This window comes from Bradyrhizobium centrolobii, from assembly GCF_001641635.1.
In the GTDB taxonomy this organism is placed as follows: domain Bacteria; phylum Pseudomonadota; class Alphaproteobacteria; order Rhizobiales; family Xanthobacteraceae; genus Bradyrhizobium; species Bradyrhizobium centrolobii.
The window spans coordinates 1-21,306 of the sequence record NZ_LUUB01000097.1; the positions used below are offsets into that span (position 1 = coordinate 1).

23 protein-coding genes and 1 pseudogene are annotated in these 21,306 nt (G+C 64.3%); 6 read left to right on the plus strand and 18 right to left on the minus strand.

The genetic code is table 11. The features are described from left to right. The first annotated feature begins 681 nt into the window (after positions 1 to 681). The 3 genes from AYJ54_RS35450 to AYJ54_RS35460 all read left to right on the plus strand — a co-directional run bounded on the left by AYJ54_RS35450 (position 682) and on the right by AYJ54_RS35460 (position 2,899). A complete protein-coding gene (locus tag AYJ54_RS35450) occupies positions 682 to 1,467 on the plus strand; it encodes a transporter (protein ID WP_063706514.1) in 786 nt (261 codons plus the stop codon). A gap of 86 nt (positions 1,468 to 1,553) precedes the next feature. Beyond that, entirely contained in the window at positions 1,554 to 1,832 is a 279-nt protein-coding gene (locus AYJ54_RS35455) for a metal/formaldehyde-sensitive transcriptional repressor (protein WP_063706516.1), read from the plus strand. A gap of 5 nt (positions 1,833 to 1,837) precedes the next feature. Beyond that, complete coding sequence (locus AYJ54_RS35460; protein WP_063706518.1) at positions 1,838 to 2,899, plus strand: nickel/cobalt efflux transporter; 1,062 nt, start codon at positions 1,838 to 1,840, stop codon at positions 2,897 to 2,899. Between the two features lie 58 nt (positions 2,900 to 2,957). On the opposite strand, the gene AYJ54_RS53605 is transcribed toward AYJ54_RS35460, so the two are convergent. The 15 genes and pseudogenes from AYJ54_RS53605 to AYJ54_RS35520 all read right to left on the minus strand — a co-directional run bounded on the left by AYJ54_RS53605 (position 2,958) and on the right by AYJ54_RS35520 (position 13,886). After that, a complete protein-coding gene (locus AYJ54_RS53605; protein WP_283808756.1) occupies positions 2,958 to 3,086 on the minus strand; it encodes a hypothetical protein in 129 nt (42 codons plus the stop codon). A gap of 73 nt (positions 3,087 to 3,159) precedes the next feature. Further along, entirely contained in the window at positions 3,160 to 4,104 is a 945-nt protein-coding gene (locus AYJ54_RS35465; RefSeq protein ID WP_063706520.1) for a DUF1259 domain-containing protein, read from the minus strand. A 51-nt stretch (positions 4,105 to 4,155) separates the two neighbouring features. After that, positions 4,156 to 4,389: a PepSY domain-containing protein gene (locus AYJ54_RS35470; RefSeq protein WP_063706522.1), complete on the minus strand. Its 234-nt coding sequence runs from the start codon at positions 4,387 to 4,389 to the stop codon at positions 4,156 to 4,158. A 50-nt stretch (positions 4,390 to 4,439) separates the two neighbouring features. Then, a pseudogene (locus AYJ54_RS53030) lies at positions 4,440 to 4,580 on the minus strand (sulfurtransferase); the annotation flags it as partial. Between the two features lie 320 nt (positions 4,581 to 4,900). After that, positions 4,901 to 5,665: a CbtA family protein gene (locus AYJ54_RS35475; protein ID WP_063706525.1), complete on the minus strand. Its 765-nt coding sequence runs from the start codon at positions 5,663 to 5,665 to the stop codon at positions 4,901 to 4,903. 10 nt (positions 5,666 to 5,675) lie between these two features. Then, a complete protein-coding gene (locus tag AYJ54_RS35480; RefSeq protein WP_082906009.1) occupies positions 5,676 to 5,873 on the minus strand; it encodes a CbtB domain-containing protein in 198 nt (65 codons plus the stop codon). After that, the gene (locus AYJ54_RS35485) at positions 5,870 to 6,166 is read right to left on the minus strand and encodes a hypothetical protein (RefSeq protein ID WP_136624151.1); all 297 of its coding nucleotides are present in this window, start codon (positions 6,164 to 6,166) and stop codon (positions 5,870 to 5,872) included. The genes AYJ54_RS35480 and AYJ54_RS35485 overlap by 4 nt, the downstream gene beginning before the upstream one ends. After that, the gene (locus AYJ54_RS35490; protein ID WP_063706527.1) at positions 6,163 to 6,744 is read right to left on the minus strand and encodes a hypothetical protein; all 582 of its coding nucleotides are present in this window, start codon (positions 6,742 to 6,744) and stop codon (positions 6,163 to 6,165) included. The genes AYJ54_RS35485 and AYJ54_RS35490 overlap by 4 nt, the downstream gene beginning before the upstream one ends. A 160-nt stretch (positions 6,745 to 6,904) precedes the next feature. Then, positions 6,905 to 7,330, minus strand: a complete 426-nt coding sequence (locus AYJ54_RS35495) for a response regulator (protein ID WP_245329211.1) — start codon at positions 7,328 to 7,330, stop codon at positions 6,905 to 6,907. Continuing rightward, positions 7,320 to 10,619, minus strand: coding sequence for a response regulator (locus AYJ54_RS35500; protein ID WP_063706529.1), 3,300 nt, complete (start codon positions 10,617 to 10,619; stop codon positions 7,320 to 7,322). The genes AYJ54_RS35495 and AYJ54_RS35500 overlap by 11 nt, the downstream gene beginning before the upstream one ends. A 203-nt stretch (positions 10,620 to 10,822) precedes the next feature. Beyond that, positions 10,823 to 11,044, minus strand: coding sequence for a hypothetical protein (locus AYJ54_RS35505; protein WP_063706531.1), 222 nt, complete (start codon positions 11,042 to 11,044; stop codon positions 10,823 to 10,825). A gap of 113 nt (positions 11,045 to 11,157) precedes the next feature. After that, positions 11,158 to 11,415, minus strand: a complete 258-nt coding sequence (locus tag AYJ54_RS35510; protein WP_063706533.1) for a hypothetical protein — start codon at positions 11,413 to 11,415, stop codon at positions 11,158 to 11,160. Between the two features lie 68 nt (positions 11,416 to 11,483). Further along, positions 11,484 to 11,771 (minus strand): hypothetical protein, encoded by a 288-nt coding sequence (locus AYJ54_RS35515; RefSeq protein WP_245329212.1) that lies wholly within the window; start codon positions 11,769 to 11,771, stop codon positions 11,484 to 11,486. A gap of 78 nt (positions 11,772 to 11,849) precedes the next feature. Continuing rightward, on the minus strand, positions 11,850 to 12,026 hold the full coding sequence (locus AYJ54_RS51580) for a hypothetical protein (RefSeq protein WP_201724299.1): 177 nt from the start codon (positions 12,024 to 12,026) through the stop codon (positions 11,850 to 11,852). A gap of 123 nt (positions 12,027 to 12,149) precedes the next feature. Then, the gene (locus AYJ54_RS35520; protein ID WP_063706535.1) at positions 12,150 to 13,886 is read right to left on the minus strand and encodes an adenylate/guanylate cyclase domain-containing protein; all 1,737 of its coding nucleotides are present in this window, start codon (positions 13,884 to 13,886) and stop codon (positions 12,150 to 12,152) included. A 325-nt stretch (positions 13,887 to 14,211) separates the two neighbouring features. Between AYJ54_RS35520 and AYJ54_RS35525 the strand changes: the two genes are divergently transcribed. Continuing rightward, a complete protein-coding gene (locus AYJ54_RS35525; protein WP_063706537.1) occupies positions 14,212 to 16,416 on the plus strand; it encodes a lytic transglycosylase domain-containing protein in 2,205 nt (734 codons plus the stop codon). 83 nt (positions 16,417 to 16,499) lie between these two features. Here the strand turns inward: AYJ54_RS35525 and AYJ54_RS35530 are convergent, their stop codons facing one another. The 3 genes from AYJ54_RS35530 to AYJ54_RS35535 are packed head-to-tail and all read right to left on the minus strand — an operon-like array spanning position 16,500 to position 17,459. Then, positions 16,500 to 16,817, minus strand: a complete 318-nt coding sequence (locus tag AYJ54_RS35530) for a hypothetical protein (RefSeq protein WP_063706539.1) — start codon at positions 16,815 to 16,817, stop codon at positions 16,500 to 16,502. A 58-nt stretch (positions 16,818 to 16,875) separates the two neighbouring features. Continuing rightward, positions 16,876 to 17,064, minus strand: a complete 189-nt coding sequence (locus AYJ54_RS48230; RefSeq protein WP_082906010.1) for a hypothetical protein — start codon at positions 17,062 to 17,064, stop codon at positions 16,876 to 16,878. Next, positions 17,061 to 17,459, minus strand: coding sequence for a hypothetical protein (locus tag AYJ54_RS35535; RefSeq protein ID WP_245329213.1), 399 nt, complete (start codon positions 17,457 to 17,459; stop codon positions 17,061 to 17,063). The genes AYJ54_RS48230 and AYJ54_RS35535 overlap by 4 nt, the downstream gene beginning before the upstream one ends. A 713-nt stretch (positions 17,460 to 18,172) precedes the next feature. On the opposite strand from AYJ54_RS35535, the gene AYJ54_RS35540 reads away from it, so the two are divergent. Then, positions 18,173 to 20,605: a PAS domain-containing sensor histidine kinase gene (locus AYJ54_RS35540; protein WP_063706543.1), complete on the plus strand. Its 2,433-nt coding sequence runs from the start codon at positions 18,173 to 18,175 to the stop codon at positions 20,603 to 20,605. After that, the gene (locus AYJ54_RS35545; RefSeq protein WP_063706545.1) at positions 20,602 to 21,273 is read left to right on the plus strand and encodes a response regulator transcription factor; all 672 of its coding nucleotides are present in this window, start codon (positions 20,602 to 20,604) and stop codon (positions 21,271 to 21,273) included. The genes AYJ54_RS35540 and AYJ54_RS35545 overlap by 4 nt, the downstream gene beginning before the upstream one ends. Positions 21,274 to 21,306 lie beyond the last annotated feature (33 nt).

The window sequence follows — 21,306 nt, forward strand, 5'->3', positions numbered from 1 at the left end:
CTGCCGCGTCCACCGCAACCCGGCCCGCGAATCGTGACGACGTACGATCGCCCCTCTTGGTGGACCGGGATGGCCGAGAGTCGTAAAGGTGTTTTGCCCGACGGAGCAAGCAAAATTTACGGTTTTCAGAAACCGCAATCTCGATATTGCTTGTTCACGAGGCGGAGGTGCGAGCCCACCTCCACGAAGTCCACGCCGATGCACTGACGTCCTCGGCGAAATTCACCAAGGCCCTCGCATCGAAGATGTTCGATGTTTATTCGCCAGCGCCTTTCGGACGGAGAATAGGTTGCAAAGTCATGTTGGGCGATGGCCGGCCCCCTTGCAAAGCCTTGCGATGGACTGACGGACCTCCGGGGACAAACTGTTGACGTGCTCCGGATTCCTGGGATCGCCCTTGGCAACACCGCCCCCTTGGGGATGGCCGGCAGCGTACTCAAATGAGAACTGAGATTCCCAAAAAGAGGGTGCGTAACAGCATTCTCCTCTCCACCCATCACGATGATCAACGAATATTGTCCCTCTTTTGGGCTGCCTGCGTTCAAGGAGTCGCGAACGTTGCGCGGAATAATTTGAAGGCACGGCGGTCTATTGCAATGCTGCAGTTGAGAAAGCTTGGCCTTGGCGGTTCTGGTTCGGCCTGATCGGGGGACGGTGGTTCGGCTTTGCGGTCGCGGCTGCATGCTGGCCCTGCTCATGTTGGCTTCGCTTGGGGCACGCGCAGACGGTTGCCCCAAAGCATCGGACGAAATTGCGACGGACCGCCCGGATGTCACGAATTCAAGCCTCGTCGTGCCCGTCGGCAGCTTCCAGAGCGAAAACGGCCTCAACCTGAGCACGCGGGACGGCGGTCGGACTCTCGACGGCAGCAACAGCCGCTGGCGGCTCGGCATCGCTCCGTGCCTCGAGGTCTTCGTCGATCTCCCAACCTACTTCGCGAATATCAGGCCGCCTGGTGTTTCGGGATTTTCGGATGTCGGCCCCGCCGTCAAATGGCAAATCAGCCCGATGCCGGGCAAGGTCGACCTGTCGATGACGATGGGCGTGCTGCTGCCGACAGGCCCAGCGGAGCTGGCCGGCCGCGGTGCACAGCCCTATCTCCAGTTTCCCTGGTCATGGGAACTGCACGATGGCTGGGGATTGAGCGGCATGTTCACGGAGTTCTTCCGCCCCGCGGACTTTACGGCGAAGCAGATCACCGAAGCGACATTCGTCATCGAGAAGAAGCTGTCTGACAGGATCAGCGTCTTTACGGAGTACGTCGGCGACTATCCGCAAGGCGGCGTGCCGAGCCAACTCGTCAATTCAGGGGCGCTGTATCGTCTCACGCCGACGCAACAGATCGACTTTCATCTCGCCGTGGGACTGAACCACAATTCGGCGAACTACATTGTCGGCATAGGCTACTCGTTCCGCGTTGACGGCCTTTTCCACCAACCCGTGCGCTCAGGTGGTCGGACGCCGTAACGGCCGACCTCCGCGCGCACTCGATAACGCGTCGTTCGACACGCGGGCGCATTGACTAATATAGGGTACCCCCCTATCTTATCGGCATGTCGCACACGATCAAGCACAAGTCGAAGCTCATTGGCCGCGTCAGGCGCATCAAGGGACAGCTTGAAGCGGTCGAGCGGGCGCTCGAATCGGAAATTGGATGCGCCGACGTTCTGATGCTGGTGGCTTCGGTCAAAGGCGCAATCAGCGGTCTCACGACCGAGTTGCTCGAGGACCACATCCGCCATCACGTCGTGGACCCCGCCCACGAAAAGGATCCGGAGAAAGCCAAAGGCGCCGCGGACCTGATCGACGTCGTCCGAACGTATTTGAAGTGAGTCACATGACCGATCTGTCGCAACTGCTCCAACAGAGCAGCGCACACGCATGGCTATTCGTGCCCAGCGCCATCCTGCTCGGCGCGCTGCACGGCCTCGAGCCCGGTCATTCCAAGACCATGATGGCGGCGTTCATCATCGCCATCAGGGGGACCGTGCTTCAGGCCGTGCTCCTCGGCCTGTCGGCGACCATATCCCACACCGCCATCGTCTGGGCGGTCGCGCTCGCGGGGCTCTATTTCGGCCAGGAAGTGTCCGGCGAACGGAGCGAGGCGTACCTGCAACTGGCATCCGCCGTCATCATCATCGGCATCGCCGGCTGGATGGTCTGGCGCACATGGCGGGAGCAGAACGATGAGCACGACCATCACCATCACGACGAGGCGCACTCCATCTCGCTCGCCGGGCTATCGCTTTTGCTGGAGGTCTTTGAAGACGGCGTGCCGCCTCGCTGGCGGATCCGGAGCGAGCCCGGCGCGCTGCCGGCTGCCGGCGATATCCAGGTGACGACCATTCGCGGCGACGGCTCGGAGCAAACCTTCGCGTTCACCGCCCGCGATGGCTACCTGGAGAGCGTCGAGGAGATTCCGGAGCCGCACGCGTTCAAGGCGCGGGTCACGTTCGCCGGCAACACCACCGAGGTTCTGTTCGAGGAGCACGATCATGACCACATGGATCTCGGCGAACAGGACGACGCGCATGCGCGCGCCCATGCGGCCGATATCCGCAAGCGTTTTGCGGGACGCAACGTCACGACCACGCAGATCGTCCTTTTCGGTCTCACCGGCGGACTGATCCCCTGCCCCGCCGCGATCACCGTGCTGCTGCTCTGCATTCAGTTGAAGCAGTTCAGCCTGGGCTTCGTCCTGGTGCTATCCTTCGGAATCGGGCTCGCGATCACCATGGTGTCGGCAGGCGTATTGGCAGCGCTCAGCCTGCGGCACGTGGAGCGTCATTGGAGCGGCTTCAGCCGCTACGCCCATCGCGCGCCCTACGTGTCGGCGACCTTGATCGTTCTCGTCGGCGCTTACACCGGGTGGATCGGCTTGCACGAACTCATTTCGTGACGAGGGGCATGATCGCCTCGCGAGCGCTAGCGGGGAACGAACGTCGAGACGGACACGATCAACGACACAGCAGAAGCACCAACACGGTCTTGCGGAAGGTCTCGTCATCAATCCTTCCGAACAGCTTGAAGCCCGACCAAAGACCGACGACCATGAACGGGACGCCGCCCGCATAGAGCGCCAACATGTCCTTGGTGATGGTGCCAGCAGCGACTTGAGACAGCGAGATTCTACAGCAAGTTATTCTGCCGTGCCGACTTTCAGCTCTTCGTGCTCGCGGTCTTGTCGAGCGCGGCGCGCAGGCCTTTTGCAAGTTTGATTGCGTCGTCGTTTGCCCAGAAATGCATGAAGAACATCCGCGGCTGCTCGTTCAGCATGTGGCTGTGCAGCGCGGTCACTTCGATTCCGTTTGTCCGCAATGCAGTGATCACCGGGTTCACCTCCTCACCCGTCAGCACGAAGTCGCCAGTGATGGCGGCTTTGCCGCCGCCCGTCGGCTGGAAGTTGATGCCGATTGCAACGCCCATCGGCCCGACCGGGGTCAGCGGCATGCCGCCTTCGGTGACGGGATCGCGGCGCGGCACGTTGAACTGATAGACGCCGCCATTGGCCTGTCCCTTGACGCCGATGATCTGGTCGAGCTGAGCGGTATCGAGATCGACGGCGGGCGGCGGGCTGGCCGATGCTGCTGCCGTCAGCGGCGTCTTGCTTTCGGCAAGGGCGTCATGGATGGCCGACGCGAGCTTGGCCGGATCGCCGTGTCCCAGGATATGCATGTAGAACGTTGCGGGGTTTGCCCGCAGCAAGTGATTGTGCACGGCGGTGATTTCGATGCCGCTCGCAATCATCCTTGCCATCACCGGATTGATCTCGGGCTCCAGCAGGACCAGATCGCCCATGGCCATCACGCCACCATGGGCGGGCTTGAACGCCACCCAACCGCCGAGCGCGAGCGCCGGCTTGATGGTCACGCCATCGAGCGTCACGGTGAGATCGGACCGTGGAAAGCCGTAGCGATGCACATCGCCGCTGACGGCTGGCTTTCTGCCCAGCGTCTCATCGACCTTTTGCCAGTCGACATCCTGCGCCTGGGCCGTCGAAATGAGTGGCGGGACGAACCCGCGCCAATCGGCGTTCTGCGTGTTCGCGCCGAGGGCAAAGAGGCAAGCGCTGGCGCCAATCAACACGGAGATTCTGTTTCGCATTGCTCTACTCCTTGAATCGAATTTCGGGGTTGTTGCGGACCGGTCGCGACCTCAATTCTGCTGCTTGATCTGGCCGCTGCTGTCGACGACGAGCCGGACTTGCTTGCCGTCCTTTACCGCCCGGACGACCACGCCTTCAGCGGTCGACTTGATGTCACTGACCTCTGAGTAGCCGGCGGCCTGGAGCTTGGCGACAAGCTCCGCATTAGTCAGGGCTTGCGCGGGCGGCAGTCCGCCCACGATTGCCAGCAACGCGGCGGCAGAACAGATGATCCGTTTCCGCATGATTGTTCTCCTGGTTGGAACTCTGCCCCAGGTGAAGTTCGTTCGATCGCCGGCCAATCGCGCGCCTCCTTCGTTGCGTCACGGCACCAGCGATAGAGCGTTTCGTAGAGAAGAGGCCCGGCATCCAACCGTTCCAGATCGCCCTCGCACATTCGCGACAAGCCGAGCGAGGCGGCGAGCAATCCGGAGGCTTTGGAGATCGAGGCGCGCCGTCCCGTACCATGCGGATCAACGGCCAAACCGCCGTCGACGCGGACGTCGATAATCGCCGGCGCGTTGCTGGCGCCGAGCGGTCGGGAAGCTTATCGGGAGAGATTGAGCAGTATGGAGACATGCTGCGCCCTTCGTGATCAGGACGCGATTCTTGGGCATGTCGCCTCGCGGGGAGATCGCTTTCCCCGTCGGGCGAATTAAATATCCGTGGCCAGCGATGTCAACATGTGTGCGTTCACGATTGGAACGGAACCGAGCGGCGATTTTTCAGTTTGCAGCCCCGGAAACTGGCCCGGATCTAGGCGCTCATCTCCGCTCTACGATCGAAATGCGCGAAGATCGCGCTCGTCAACGCCCCCAGGAGGCTCCAGAACACGAGGCTGGTCATCGTCACCGCGACCATGAACTGATGCGACAGCGAGGATGGCACGTTGGTCTCGACGTGCTCCAGCTCCGGCGCGCCGATGAGATGCGGCAATATCAGTAGGATCACACCGGCGATTGCCGCCGGCACGGAGCGGCGGAAGACGATCAAGGCGAGGCCCGCTGCCGTCGCCAGCACGGCGGTCAGCCACCAGATCTGGCGCGACAGCAGCGGCGCAGCGGGCACGCCTGGCAATTCCGGTGGCAGGCCGAGGCCGGGCGCGATCGTGAATACGGCAAAGCCCGCCAATCCCCACATCAGGCCTTCGTGCCAGGAGACGCTCTCGCCGGTCGCACCGCTGCGGACCGCGAAGAAGCCGGCCAGAAGCAGCGCGAAGCCGATCGCGGTCAGCACGTTCGCGGCGGCCGTATAGGCGTTGCGCTCCAGCCCCTCGCGCGGCTCCCATGCCTCGGCGCCATGGTCATGATCGGCATGGCTATGGCCTGCATGATCATGGCCGGCCGCAGCCGCCTGCGGGGCCGCCGCGGCGTCATGCTGGTGCGTCTCCGCCGCCTTCTCGAAGACCTCGGCCTTCAAGATCAGCGGAACGGTGCCGAACTGCTGAGCAACCGTGACGATGAGACCAACGATGAAACCGGCAATGACAGACGAGAAGACGATCGAGCGAAATGTGCTCATGCCACCCCGGTCAGTGGCAGGGGAACGCGTTCGAATGGCGCACGTCGTGCGCGGCGTTGTGGATGACATCGATGTGGGAGAAGCCGACGACGCCGACGATGAAGACGCCGAGCACCATGGCCATCAGGGCCTGCGAAAGCCGCCCCACCTGTCCGGACGCGACCGGCAGATGCGTAACCTGGGCATTCGTGAGCTGGGATTGGCTCATAGCTGTTCTCCACTTGCGATTTGGCCGTCTTCTAGCAGCTTCCGGGCGATGTCGCGACTGGTAAGATGCAGGCTCGTGCCTGCCGGAATGGCCGCGCGGGCGATCTTGGCGCTTGCGGCTGCCCGGAATGCCCCCTCAGACCGCCGGAAATAGCCGAGGCAGTCGTCGACCGAGGGCTCCGCGCCAAGCAGCGTCCGAAATGCGCCCCGATGCACGGCGCAAATCGCGCCGTGTCCCTGGACTGGAAAGACCAGGGACGTGATGTCGGTGCGCCAGTGCACCTCGTCGTTCAAGTCGAGATCGCGCGTCCCCGCCCGAGCGGATTGATCAGGCGGACGATTTCGCAGGCCGCGACCAGGCCAACGAGCCAGACGGCGCTGAGCAGCCCGAGCCGGGTCACGATGGCGGCGGTGAAAGCCATCTCCCCGCCCAGGAACGGCGTCGCGGCAAACAGCACGAGCTCATAGGCGGCGTAGGCGCAAATCAGCGTGAGTGCCAGGATCAGCGGCGTGCGGTTCTGCGGCAGCGCGCGGAGAACGGCCGACGAGACGACGGTCGCTGCGAGCGCGGCGGCGCCGATGACAAAGCCCCAGGCGATCGTGCTGGCATCGATCGGATAATGCAGCGCGCCGAATCCGATGGTCTGGTTGACGAGCCACGCGCCGGTCATGACGAGCAGCGCCGGACGCAGCGGCAGCATCGCCGCCGCCACCACGGCGAATGCCGCAAACGGCGTCGCGCAGGCCAGCGCAAAGCTCGCCAGCGCGCACGATACGGTCAGCAGCGCGAAGCAGAACAGCGGCACATGGCGCGGCTCGACCGGATGCAGGCGGAAGCGGTCGGCGTGAGGCGGCAGGATATCGAGAGCCATGAATGATCTCCTTGCCGGACTCTTAGCATATTTTGCGAATTTCATCTGATATCGCCGGGAACCTATCAGGTTGATACGGCCGGCACGATGCCAGGATGGGGCGTTGTGGTCTACGAAAAGTAGACGAGGCAGCTGGCAGACCTGCGATTGCGACGACAGGTCAATCGGCGCGGTGCGCCGACGGCCCGGACGGCTGCTGCCAGGCCTCGCCCGTCCGCTGCGCAAGGGCAAGACGCAGCGCGGCTTCGAGGTCACATTGCTGGAACGGCTTCTGAAGGATGGGAGTATCCCCAAAGCCCGAGAGCAGGCTCGCAGCCCCGTAGCCGGTCGCGAAGACGAAGGGGATGCCCCGCCCGGCGATGCAGCGCGCCACGTCGAAGGTCTGCCGTCCGTTGAGATTGACGTCGAGAACCGCGACGTCGAAAGTCAGCGCGGCGGCCTTCTCGAGCGCCTCATCGACGCGGGAGGCGACGCCGGCGATTTCGCAGCCGGCCTCAGCCAAGGTGTCCTCAAGCAGCATCATGACCAGCGCCTCGTCCTCGATGACGAGAACTCGCAGACCGGCCAAACCGATTTCAGATGCCATCATTCCTCCCGTCAGCGGCGGCTTCCAGGCCATAGGCAGCCAGATTGGCGCGGATTTCACGCAGAGGCGCGCGAATGACGCAGACGACACCCTCGCGCTCGAACCTCAGATCGACATGCGCGCCGCCGAATTCGTGCGGCAGGCCCTGCTGGATCAGCCGCGTTCCGAAGCCGCGCCGCGACGGGGCGACAACGGCAGGACCGCCACGCTCGATCCAGCGCAGCTCGAAATAATCGTCCACGTCCCATCCGACCTGGATCTTTCCGGAGCCGCTGGAGAATGCGCCGTACTTGACGGCATTGGTCGCGAGCTCATGCAGCGCCATCGAGATCGCGAGCGCGGCCGTGGGCCTGATCCGCAAGTCGGGCCCGCCGATCGCGATCCTGCCGTCCGCACCCTCGGCGTACGCACCGAGAGCCTCGACGACGACCTCGCGCAACTCCGCCGATTCCCAGTTCTCCCGAACCAGCACGTCGTGCGCCTTGGAAAGCGCGATCAGGCGGGCATCGAAGGCCTTGCGGCCCTCGCCGAGGCTCGGCGCGTTGCGCAGGGTCTGCAGTGCAAACGACTGCACGGTGGTCAGCGTGTTCTTGACGCGGTGATTGAGCTCGTTGACGAGCAGCTCGCGATGGCGCTCCTGGCGCTTGCGCTCGGAAATGTCGATGGCGGCGCAGACCGCACCCTGGAACTGGCCGGTCGGGTCCACGATCGGCGAGGCCTGGAAGATCGCGGTTGCGGACGCGCCGTCGTCGAAGCGGATCTCCAGCTCCTCGTTGCCGACTTCCTCGCCGCGCGCGGCGCGCTGCAATGGCAGCTCGGACGCCGCAAGTTCCCGGCCGGCGCGAAACAACCGACAGGCGGGTCGCTCGTCCGGCGGCGCCGACAGCGACATGTTCGCATCGGGCCGCACCCGCAGCAGCCGCGAACCATAGGCATTGCCGAAGATGCGCTTCGCGCCCCGATCATGCGTGAACCACACCGCCGCCGGCACCGTGCTGACGACGGCTTCCAGCCGCGCCGCCTGCTGGCGCTGCGTCTCTTCGGCTTCTCGCCGGATCCGCGCTAGTTGCAGGTTGGCGCGCACGCGCGCCAGCAATTCGCGCGCCGAAAACGGCTTGTTGACGTAGTCGTCGGCCCCGGCCTCCAGCCCCTCGACGCGCGCTTCTTCGCCGGCCCGCGCGGACAGGAGGATGACGGGCAATCCGCGCAGTTGATCATCGCCGCGCAGCGCGGCGAGCAGCGCGATGCCGTCGAGGCGCGGCATCATCACGTCGGAGAGGACGAGGTCAGGCCGCTGCCGCCGGGCCGACTCCAGTGCGCCCTCTCCGTCTGAAAACGCCTCGACCCGATAACCCTGCGCATCGAGCAGACGTTTGACGTAGTCGCGCAGGTCGGCGTTGTCATCGGCGAGGATGATCCGCTCGCCTCGCCCGCGCGTCAGCGCGTCCGGCGTCTCCGGGGCGCTTTCGAGGACCACGCCGCTGCGCAGATCGGTCCCGCCGCCATCCTGCGGTAGCCAGCGCAGCGCCTCCTGGACGTAGGCTTCGACGCGGCTTCCGACCGGAAGCGAGACGGTCGCCTGCTCGGCGACGCGGTCGGCGGCCAAATGCGCGCGACCGAACGGTATCGTCACGGTGAACACGCTGCCGCGGCCGAGATCGCTCTCGACCGCGAGGGCGCCGCCGTGCTGCTTGACCAGTTCGTGAACCAGCGCAAGGCCGATGCCGCTGCCCTCGAACGTCCGGCCCCGTGCCCCCTTGATCCGATGGAAGCGCTCGAACAGGTGCGGCAGCTCATGGCCGGGAATGCCCGTACCGGTGTGTCGCACCTTGAGCTCGGCCGCGGTTCCGTCGGCGCTGACGCGCGTCTCCACCGCGATCTCGCCATCGAAGGTGAATTTGAACGCGTTGGAGATCAGGTTGAGGACGATCTTCTCCCACATCTCGCGATCGACAAAGACCGGCTGCGGCAGCGCCGGGCACGCGATGGTCAAGCACAGCCCCGCCCGATCGGTCGCCGAGCGGAAATTGGAGGCGAGCTCCGCGGTGAAGGCGGCAAGATCGGTCGGCGCGAAACTGGCGCGCATGCGGCCAGCCTCGATGCGGGAGAAATCGAGGAGGCTGTTCACGAGCCTGAGCAGCCGCAACGAATTGCGATGTGCAACGTCGAGCCGCTCGCGCTGGATCGCATGCAGCGCCACCTGCGAGGTGTCGTTGAGCGCGTCCTCGATCGGGCCCAGCATCAAGGTCAGGGGCGTGCGGAACTCGTGGCTGATGTTGGAGAAGAACGTGGTCTTGGCGCGATCGATCTCGGCCAGCGCCTCGGCGCGCCGCCGCTCCTCCTCATAGGCCTGCGCATTGGCAAGGCACGCGCCGATCTCGCCGGCGGCGAGCTCGAGGAAATGGCGGTAATCGTCGTCGAACAGGCGGAACGGGTTGAGGCCGGCGACGAGGATGCCCTTGCGCGCGGTCTCGCCGCGCGCCGGGATCGGGATCACGGCCGCCTGGCGCGGGCTCTGGTCCCAAACGCCACGCGGAAACGCGGCCCCGAACCGCGACACGAGGAGGGACACCAGCTGCGACTTCTGCTTGCGAATGACATCAGTGAGCGACCAGGGTGACGGCGCATCGAGCGATATCCTGACGACAGCCGCCGGGTGGTCGCCGTCGAAGCCGGACGAGCCGACCAGCGTGATGTCGCGGCCGTCGGGCTCGACGAGGTAGATCAAGGCGAACGGCAGATCCTTGGCGTCTGTTGCGAGCGCATGGCCCGCGCGACGGCAGGCGCCCTGAAGCGTGCGGGCTTCCGCGGTCGCCGCCGCGAGTTCACGCAGCAGCGCAAGCTGCCGATCGCCGATGACGCGTCGCGTATCGTCCGTATTGGCGCAGATGATGCCGCCGGTCGTCCCGTCATCGTCGGGAACGGGACTGTAGGAGAACGTGTAGTAGGTCTCCTCCGGGTAGCCGCTCCGCTCCATGATCAGGAGCTGCTCCTCGACGTAAGTCCCCTCGTCGCCCCGCATCGCGGTCGCAAGCATCGGCTCGATCTCGGACCAGATCTCGCGCCAGACCTCCGCCGTCGGCCGGCCCAGAGCCCAGGGATGCTTGCCGCCGATGATCGACTTGTAGGCGTCATTGTAGAGGTAGATCAGCTCGCGCCCCCAACCGATCCAGATCGGCTGACGCGACGTCAGCATGATGCGTACGGCAGTCTTCAGACTGCGCGGCCATGACGCCGGCTCGCCGAGCGGATTGGACGACCAGTCGTGGGCGCGCAGGCGGGCGCCCATTTCTCCTCCGCCTGACAGGAAATCTGCGGGAGCCCGGGCCTTCGTTAGCTCATAGGCGCTGCTCACATCTGACTCCGACGCACACGGCACGCGGAAGCGAATGGCACATGACCGCGTTCGCGATGCCCCAGCATCGCGCCCGGTATTTCTTGTTTGAGCATGATCCTCTCGGAAAGCCGCCGCACCCTGTTCCGGACCATGCGCTATGCGGACTTCCTTTCCGTGCGCATCTGGACGACCGCCCGCTCGCCGGCGTCGACGAGCTGGCCCAATCGGGTGCGTCCCGTCAGCGCGCAGCGAATGATATTTTCGGCAATCGCCCTGCGGAAATCGTGGCTCTCGCCATCGGGGCGATTGCGGCAAATCCGATCCAGCGCCAGCTCCATGTTGATCCGTGTACGGGTGTCGAAATGCTCGCCGATCATTCGCCCGGCCTCGATGAGTTGATGTCCGGGCACAAACGTTCGACGGCCGCGCGGAGTTCCTTTCGAGGGGAAAGCGCAGTGCCGCGTGACACCCTACCGCGCGAAGGCGCGGCTTACGTCCGACCTCTCGCGCGCTGGGCCTGGGCCCAGGCAATCTCGACATCCCGGGGCGGCGCGTCCAGTTGCCGGATCGGCGTCAGCTCGCCGGATGCAGAGATAATGGCGGTCTCCTCGCGGCGGCAGCGCGGGCAGACGAAACGGACCTCATGCGGGGATGCCGACCAGCTCGACCGTTTGACGTTGGCTGCCATTGGCCAGGCCTCGCAATGCGAGCAGGATACCAGGAACCGACCGGGATCGAGCATACCCATCTTAGCCTCCGGCCTGCCCGCCCCCTTCAATGATTAACTCATGTGAATCGTTCCGGCACGCTGATACCTCAGCGCGCGCCCTTGAGCGTGCAGGACGTCGTGCAGGTCACCGTCGTACCGCGGTCGCACGCCTTGCAGGCGCTGACGCACTGGTTCATGTCGCGCGGATTGTAGGAGCTGTAGTTCCGCACCGGGCAGGCCGCGGTCGAGCCGGTGACGTCCTGCTCCGGCTCGCAGGCCGCGGTCATGAGCGCAACGAGGATGATCGCAACAACCCGCATGGGATTGCCCTGTGAGACCTGGCAAAGCGACATCTGCGGGATGCGCTGCGCGACAGCGAACCCCGGCATTCCCATCGAGAGCAATCGCGCATCGCGACGCTCACATCCCTTAGAGGATGCGCGGCAAATATTAAGAACGGATTGCAGCCGACGTCAGGCCGCGGCCCTGTTCGCGATAGCCTGCCGCATATCGCCCGCGAGCTGGTAGTAGTGGTCAGCGAGCTTGAGATAAAACTCGCGCTTGGCCGTGTCGGTGGCGAGCTTGGCGATCAGCTCGCATTCGGCGCGCAGCGTCTCGAAACGTTCCAGTCTGTCCTGAAGGTCGGTCATCGGCGTGTCCCCATCTAACGCCTCAAGGACGATCAACCTAAGCCCGGGAAATAGGTCACCGCCAACATCGTTATCGCGTAGAAGCAATTTTTCCCGACAGAGGCGGCAACGGTCCGCGAATGGCTATTTGCTGTCCATTCGCCAGGCCCCGTCCCAATCGGCGGTCGGCGGATTGGCCTCGAACTGCGCGATGCGGCCGAGCATCGTCAGCGACGGGCCGTCGGCGGGGACGCTCTCCAGCGCCGCATTGAACGCGGCGCGTGCATCGTCGAAGCGGCGCGCGCGATAGGCGGCAAGGCCCTCGGCGTAATGCGTGCGCAGGATCTCTTGCGGACCGGTGAGCGCGCCGGCCCTTCCCATCACCTCGAAGACTGCTTGCGGCGCGCTCTGGCCGACAACCGCGAGACGGTCAATCTCGCGCAGCTCGAGGCCCGATCCGACCCCATCTGCGGTCGTCTGCGAAATCAGGATGCGAGTGCCGTACGCCTTGTTGACGGCCTCGAGGCGCGAGGCCAGGTTCACCGCATCGCCCATCACGGTAAAGCTCATCATCAGGTCGGAGCCGATGCTGCCGGTCAAAACCTCGCCGGTGGCGATGCCGATCCGCAAGTCGCATGGCGCCGGCATGGCGCGGATGCCGAGCAGATCCGGCAGCTGCTGCTGGAGCGCGGGCACCTGATCGGCCATGTCGATGGCGGCGTGGCAGGCAAGCTCTGCCTGCTCCGCCTCCTCGATGAAGGGCGGCCCCCAGTAGGACATGATGGCGTCGCCGATATATTTGTCGATGACGCCGCGATTGTTCCTGATCGGGCCGGACATCACCGTAAAGTAGTGGTTCATGACCTTGACGAGGCCGCGCGGGGTCATGCCCTCGCTCATCGAGGTGAAACCGCTCATGTCGCAGAACATGATGGTCATCACCCGGCGCTGGCCGTCGATGGCCACCTCGGGCCGGTCGATCAACCCCTGCACCACCTTTGGATCGATGTAGCGGCCAAAGGTCTCGCGGATGCGCTCGTTCTGACGCAGCTGCTCGATCATGCGGTTGAAGGCGGCAGCGAGCTCACCGATCTCGTCCCGGGTCGAGACGGTGATGGGCTTGTCGAAGTGGCCCGCCTCGACCTCGCGGGTGCCGGCCAGCAACAGCCGCACCGGCCGCGTGATGCCGCTGGAGACCAGCAGCGCAAAGGCAAATCCAACGACCGCCGCGAGAAGCGTCACGACGCCCGAAACGATGATCGCCTGATGCTGATGGCCGATCACCGTCGACGTGCTGGCGTAGACCTGCTTCAGCATGTCGGCGCGGATCAGATCGATCTTCTGGTTGAACTGGTCGCGTATGGCGTCGATATGCTCCAGCGTGTTGCGAGCCTCCGCTGCCTGCTTGGCGTCGACTTGCTTGAGGAGCTTTGCGTGGTCCTCGTTCATGTCGCGGCGCAGCTCGGTGACGGCGGTTTCGATGCGGGTCTCGATCCGCGCCAGCGCGGCATTGTCGGAAGGAGTCCTGGTGTCGTCGATGATCGCGTTGATGAGGGTGCGCGCGCGCTCGGCCTCCTCCTCGATCTTCCGGTCCGCTGCCTCAAACTCACGAAGGCGCGCCGCGTAAGCCTCCTCGTCCGATGGCGACTGCATCTTGGTCATGACCATGCGCCGCAGCGCCACCGCCCGTTCCAGCGAGCGGATATTGGCGCGCGCCAGGTCTCCGTAGGCCGGGATGTAGCGGTTGGTCAGCTCGTCGAGCAGAACACCAACCTGGCTGGACATCACCATCGACAGGATCGCCGTGACCAGCATCAGGACGATCAGTCCGAGGGCGATGCCGACGATCTTGCGTCGGATCGACTGGTTGAAAATCGGCATGGGTGCGGGCAAAGGGCTGAAAGGATCGGTTCCGGAACTGAATATACCGGATTGGGCCGCGGGAACACGCGCAATCTGGCCAGGTCTAGGCGTCCTGAGCCGCCACGACTGACGTACGCGCCCCATTCGTTAACAAGCATTTAAGTGGCCCGGCTTTCCTCTTTCCGAAAGTTCCCGGACGTTCCATCCGCATTTTGCCGCATTGTTGCGTGAGCGTGCCCAACGCGAAACGGTGCCACATCATCACTGCGGCATCGTTTCTGAGTCTCAAGCCGCATCCGGTCGCGGACTTTGGTTTGTAGTGGTTTCGCAGGGGGACCATGGAATGAACCAGTGCCTACGCTCGCTCGCGTATGTCCTCGCTATTGCCGCACTTTCGCTCGTTTCGACAGAGGCAGTGGCGAAAACCAGTCACAAATCATCCGCGCCGAAGAAGACGCATGAGGCCAAGGCCGGCAACAAGGCCGGCAAGCAACGCCAAGCCGCAACGGCCAAGGCCCGGCACGCCAGGCATGCCGATGCCAAACGCAAGTCGAACAAGCCGGCGGACGACGAGCCCTCGGACAAGCCGGCCCCGCCGCCCCTCACCGGCGATCTCGCCGCGGTGAAGGACGCGATCGACCTCGCGCGCAAGGGCAAGACCGACGACGCCACTGCAGCGCGCGACCGGATCGCCGACCCCGCCGGACAGAAGCTCGCTGAATGGTTCATCCTGCGCCATTCCGAGACCACGGCGAATTTCAACCGCTACGCAGCCTTCCTTGCCGCCAATCCGGACTGGCCGAGCAACGCGCTGTTGCGCCGCCGCGCGGAAGCACATTTGTGGCAGGAGAAGAGCGACGCCGCCACCGTGCACAAGTTCACGATGGACCGGCCGACCAGCGCCAAGGGCAAGTTCGCGCTCGCCCGCGTGCTGCTCGCCGAGGGCGATCGCGACCGCGCGCAAAACCTGGTCCGCGATGCCTGGCGCACCGACGAACTGTCCGAACGCAGCGAGGAGGACGCCTTTGAGGCGTTCCGCGATCTCCTGACCGCCGACGACCATCGCGCCCGCATGGACAAGCGCCTGGGGGCCAAGGACTATGCCGGTGCGAGGCGCGCGGCCAAGCGGCTCGGCAGCGACGCGCTTGCGATCGTCAAGGCCTGCGCAGGGGTCACCGGCAAGGCGAACAACGCCAAGGATTATCTCGACGACGTGGCGGCCGAGGCACGCCGCGATCTCGGCTATGTCCTGTGTCGTGCACAGTGGCACCTCCAGAAGGACCGCATCGATGACGCCGCCGAGGTGATCCTCGCCGCCGCGCCCGACACCATGGCGGCCCAGGACACCGACGCCTGGTGGCGCGAGCGGCGCCTGCTCGCGCGCAAACTGCTCGACCAGGGCAAGGCCAGGACGGCCTATGACGTGGTGCGCACGGCCGCAGTGCCCGAGAAGGAGGTCTATCGCGTCGACTACCACTTCATGTGCGGCTGGATCGCGCTGCGGTATCTGGACGATCCCAAAACGGCGCTGGCGCACTTCGCTGCGATCGACGAGGGCTCGGTCAATCCGATCGCGCTGTCGCGGGGCCATTACTGGCGCGGCCGCGCGGCGGAGGCGATGGGCGCGACGACCGATGCGCGCCTGAGCTATCAGGCGGCGGCGCGCTATTCGACCGCCTATTACGGCCAGCTCGCCCGCGCCAGGCTCGGCCTCGACCGGATCGAGCTGCGCGCGCCCTCACCCGTTCTGGCCTCGGCCGACACGCCGCCCGCGGACGAGCGCGTGCGCGCCGCCGACATGCTCTATGCCATCGGCGAACGCGACGTGGTGTTCTATTTCGCCGACGATTTCGCCGAGCAGAGCAGCGACGTCGCCGCCCTCGAAGCGCTCGGCGAACTCGCCGGTCGGCGCAACGACGCCCATGCGATGCTCGAGATCGGCAAGTCCGCCCTGGCACGCGGGCTCGCGCTCGACCATTACGCCTTCCCGATCATCGGAATCCCGGCGCACAAGCAGGTCGCGCCCGAGATCGAGCAAAGCGTGATCTATTCGGTGGTACGCACCGAAAGCGCCTTCGACCAGCGCGACAAGTCGCCCGCCAACGCGGTCGGCCTGATGCAGGTGACGCCGGAAGCGGGACGCGACACGGCCAAGCGCTTCGGCGTGACCTATGACTGGGACCGCATGGTCTCAGATCCCGTCTACAATACGCAGATGGGCGCGGCCGAGCTCAGTGCGCTCCTGTCGGAATACCGCGGCAACCAGATCATGACCTTCGCCGGCTACAACGCCGGACGCGGCCGGGTGCGCGAATGGGTGCAAGCGCACGGCGATCCCCGCGACCCCAAGGTCGATCCGGTCGACTGGGTCGAGCGCATTCCGCTGTCGGAGACGCGCAACTACGTGCAGCGGGTGATGGAGAACGTGCTGGTCTATCGCGAGCGCTTCGAGGGCAGCAGCCTGGCCACGGCGAAGTCCGAGCAGCGCGTCACGACGCACGAAGTGAGCGCGGCACCGACGGCATCGGCCGCAGCCCCCTCGCCCTAGGCTCGCACCGCCGGGGCTGGACGCGGCGCGAAGCTGGACGCGGTGACTGCGGCCGACCTTTCTGCGCGGCCTGCATTGTTCGGCTAGCCGTCAACTCCTTCCGTGGTAAGAAGGTCGTGCGCGCGCAGGTATGCCTCTGTCAGCGAGCGCGAGAGCGCGCCCATCTGCATCATGCAGCTCCAGGTCGAGATGGCCGCCAACACCGTGATCGCCTCGAGCGAGCTTCCGTAGGGCCAGAGCATTCCCATGGCCGACGGCTGATAGCGACGGTAGCAATCATAGTCGCAGTACCGCCGTTGCGTGGACATATGCCGGATGTAACTCGAGCCCAGCGGCTGGGCGCACGCGCTGCAGGCGGCGCCGTGGCGAGCTTGTCCCTGATTGACGAGCATGTATTTCAATGTCGTGCCCTCTCCTGCCGAAAGACGCATCCGCCGATCACCCCGACCGCCTGTCCGCTCAAGACGCTGCTCGCGTTTGCGTCCCGATCGACGACACCGCTTCGTGATGTCGTGCGTAACACTCGTGGTCGCAGTAGGGCAGCAGCGTCCTGACGTCGCGCAGATAGCCGCCGCTGATCTCCTCGCAGCACCACAGACAGTACGTCTTGCGGAAAGGGGTTCTGCCATTCACCAGTATGAACCTCATGTGGCACCTCCCAGCGCGAAGCAGTAGACCGTGTCGACCAGAGAGGCGGACGGCGGCGGGGCGCAAAGATGGTTGCGGCCGTCTGGATTGTCCCTGTTTCGTTCTACCTTCTGGGACGGGATCAGGATGTATTTCCCGTCTTCCCGGCGCCGCGCGTAGATCCTGCCGTCGAGGTACCGTATCTCGGTCGGATAGCAATCCGCGTTGTTGCAGCAGCTCAGCGCCGGATTGTCGGGCATGTGCCAGTTCGAATAGAACTTCTCGTGCAGGGGCTGATCCTGGGGCGGATGGTGACGATGTGCACCATCCTGTCCAACCTCCTCAGCCTCCGCTCCCGTCATCAGCGGAAGCGGCAGCGCCATCGCCAAGAGGAGCTTGCAAGCACGGTTCAACACGCAGCCTCCCGATTCAGAATTGCCTGATGGAGCGGATTCGGCGGCTAATCCTCACGCCGCCTGAAATCGGAACAGCCATCGGCGGTCGCGTTCGCGGCGCGCCCTGAAATGGTCGACGCATTTCCTGGAGCACAGCGGCGCTCGCCAGGAATAGTATCGGATCAGGCCAAACTTCCCGCCACAAACAGCGCAGCCTTTTGCGGCGGGACGACGCTCGGAATGTTCAGACCTATCGCACATTATGGTCTCCTCCTGGCCTCTTATGGATCGAAGCTTCCCTGGTGCGCTGATGCTCACCTTGGTCGTCACTGAAATGCGGCTTCTCAATCGTGACCCGCCAAGTCATGCGGCAGGTCGGGGCAGCGGACGCAGAGCTTGGCTCTTTGTGTGCGGCACACCGAGCTTCTCGGCACTTTGTGCTCCGCAATCGACTCCTCTCGATTGGCTGTGAGGCTAGTCCGCATGCAACCGATCCCTCAATTGTACGGAGGTAAATGCGCGCTATGACTTGGGATGGGCGAGCTATACCTAGGTTTGTCCCGTAGTTTTCCGGACTTTCGCCGCGCCTGCGCAACGAGACGGCGCAAGGCGCGCAAGCTGCACGGAGCCCGCGAATTTTGGGCGCGCGCAGTCCTACTTTGGTCGGGAGGAATTGCCCCCCTGGTCGCAAAATGCTCTACTTGCCTTGCCGCCAGCGAGCCGGGACGCCTGCGATGATGCCTGGCCAGATCGCGAAATTTGGGAATTCGGCCGCACAGTTCCTGCTCGGCGGCCTTGCGGCGCTTCGATCATTCGGCAACGGAGAGAAGGACAAGCCCGCGGTCGGAGACGGCTCGCGGCAAGATCTCGATCTGCGCGACGCCGTGAAGCAATGGCGCGAGGTGTTCGAGCACAATCCGGTCATGTACTTCATGGTCGATCCGAACGGAACCGTGCTCAACGTGAATACATTCGGCGCCGCACAGCTGGGCTACACGGCGGCCGAGCTGATCGGCCAATCCGTGCTGAACGTATTCTTCGAAGAAGACCACGACTTCGTTCGCGGGTGCGTGGCGTTGTGCCTGGAAACCGTGGACCAGTCGCATACCTGGGAGATTCGCAAGTTCCGGAAGGACGGCTCGCTCCTCTGGGTCCGTGAAAACGCCAAGGCCATGTTGCGCGGCGACGGCACGCCGATCGTGCTGGTCGCCTGCGAGAACATCACCCAGCGCAAGGAGGCGGAGGATGCGCTGCGGCAGAGTGAGGCCTACCTCGCCCAGGCGCAGGAGTTGAGCCACACCGGCAGCTTCGGCCTGAACCTCACGACCGGCGAGATCGTCTGGTCAAGGGAGACCTTTCGCATCTTCGAATGTGACCCGGCGGCGAAGCCGACCTTTGACTTCGTCTTCCAGCGCATCCATCCGGAAGATCGCGATAGGGTCCGCAAGACCCTTGATCGGGCCTCCCGTGAAGCAAGCGATTTCGACCATGAGTATCGCCTGCTCATGCCGGATGGGTCGGCCAAATATCTCCATTCCGTGGCGCGCGCAGTCCGACCTGCATCCGGACGCATCGAGTTTGTCGGAGCCGTCACCGATGTCACGGTTGCAAAGGAAGCGGAACAGCGGCTGCGTCGCAGTGAAGCCTATTTGGCCGAAGCCCAGCGCCTCAGCCAGACGAGCAGCTGGGCCTGGGACGTGCGTCGTCAGGAGTTCGCCTACCGATCGGCTGAACTCTACCGCCTGTTCGGGTTTGAGCCGGACCAGATCGATGTACCGGCACGGGCTTTCCAGCAACGCATCCTGCCGCAGGACTTTCGACGGATGGCCGAGGTGGAACGTCAGGCAGTCCGGCAAAAGGAGCCCTTCGAAATCGACTTTCGGATTGCGCGTCCGGACGGCTCGATCAGACGCGTCCATACGGAGGGACATCCCGTCATCGGCAGCGACGGCGAGGTGGTGGAAATCATTGGCACGCACGTGGACGTCACCGAACAGTTCACGGCAAAAGAGGCGCTGCAAAGGGCATTTGACGAGCTCAAGACATCCGAGCAGCGTTTCCGCGACTATGCCGAAACCGCATCGGACTGGTTTTGGGAGACCGGGCCGGACCACCGCATCACGCGGATATCGGAACACGCCGATACGGCCGGTGCGGCGCCGACAGGCTTGATCGGCATGACCCGTTGGGACATTCCGCCCGATGCCGAGCTCGAGTCCGAGAAGTGGGAGCAGCATCGCGCGGCTCTCGATGCCCATCTTCCGTTCCGCGATTTGGTTTACCGCATCAAGGATCGCAACGGATCTCCAATCTACGTGCGCACCAGCGGCAAACCCTTCCATGACGCGAGCGGCAATTTTCTCGGCTATCGTGGCGTCAGCACCGATGTGACGGCGGCGATCCGCGCCAAGCAGGCCGAGGAAGCGCTGCGCAAAGCGCAAGCCGAGCTTGCCCATGTCACGCGCGTCACGACGCTCGGCGAGCTCACCGCCTCGATTGCGCATGAAATCACCCAGCCTCTGGCCGCCGTGATCTCCAATGCGGACGCCTGCGTCGCCTGGCTCGACCGCGACCCGGCCGACCTGAAAGCCGCGCGTCGCTCCGTGGAATGGATTGTCGAGGACGCCAATCGGGCCAGCGAGGTGATCCGAAGGATCAGGGCGCTTGCGAAGAAGACCGAGATCGAGGTGGTCCCACTCGACATCAACCAGGTCGTCAGGGAAGCCGTGGCCCTCGTTCAGCGCGAGCTCGCCACCCATGCGGTGTCGGTGCGAATGGAGTTGACGTCCGGTCTGCCCCGGATTTGCGGCGATCGGATCCAGCTCCAGCAGGTGCTGATCAACCTGGTCATGAACGGGATCGAGGCCATGCAAGGCAATGTCGACCGCCCGCGTGAGCTGGCGATCCGCTCGAGCCAGGCGGGCGAGGACGGCGATGCCCGCCTGCTCCTCACCGTGACGGATCGCGGTGTCGGCCTTGGCAAGGACGTGACGGACCGCATCTTCACGCCGTTCTTCACCACGAAATCGGGCGGCCTGGGGATGGGGCTATCAATCTGCCGATCGATCATTGAGGCTCACGCGGGCCGGCTTTCGGCCTTTCCAAATGAGGGCAGCGGTGCAACATTCCAGATCGCCCTGCCCTTGCCGCACAAGGACGCGTCGTGACCGACAATGCCAAGCCGACACAGACGCAGGCGAGCGCCGATAATCCGATCGTCATGATCGTCGATGATGATCCGTCGATGCGCCGCGCACTCACCAATCTTTTTCAATCGGTCGGCCTGAGGGTCGAGGCCTTCGGCTCGGCGGCGGAGATCATGGAAGCCAAACCGCCGGTGGTCCCCAGTTGCCTTGTGCTCGACATCCGCCTGCCGGGCTCGAGCGGACTCGACCTCCAGGCGGACCTCGCCAAGGCCAACATTCACACGCCCATTATCTTCATCACCGGTCATGGCGATATTCCCATGACCGTCAGGGCCATGAAGAGCGGCGCCGTCGATTTTCTGACCAAGCCGGTGCGCGATCAGGACATGCTGGATGCGGTCCAGGCCGCGATCGAGCGGGATCGCAAGCGGCGCGATGCCGAGAAGACGGTGTCGGGCGTGCGGTCCCGCTTCGAGAGCCTGACAGAGCGCCAGCGCGACGTCCTCAGCCTGGTCGCATCAGGGCTGATGAACAAGCAGGTCGCCGCTGAGCTTGGATTGGCTGAGATTACCGTGAAGATCTATCGCGGGCAGATCATGCGGAAAATGGGCGCGAAGTCATTGGCCGATCTCGTCAGAATGACCGAAGCGCTCGGAATCCGACGCACAAAGGGAAATTTACAAACCTAAGTATGCTTTCCAATCTCGCTCCGGGGGCCCACT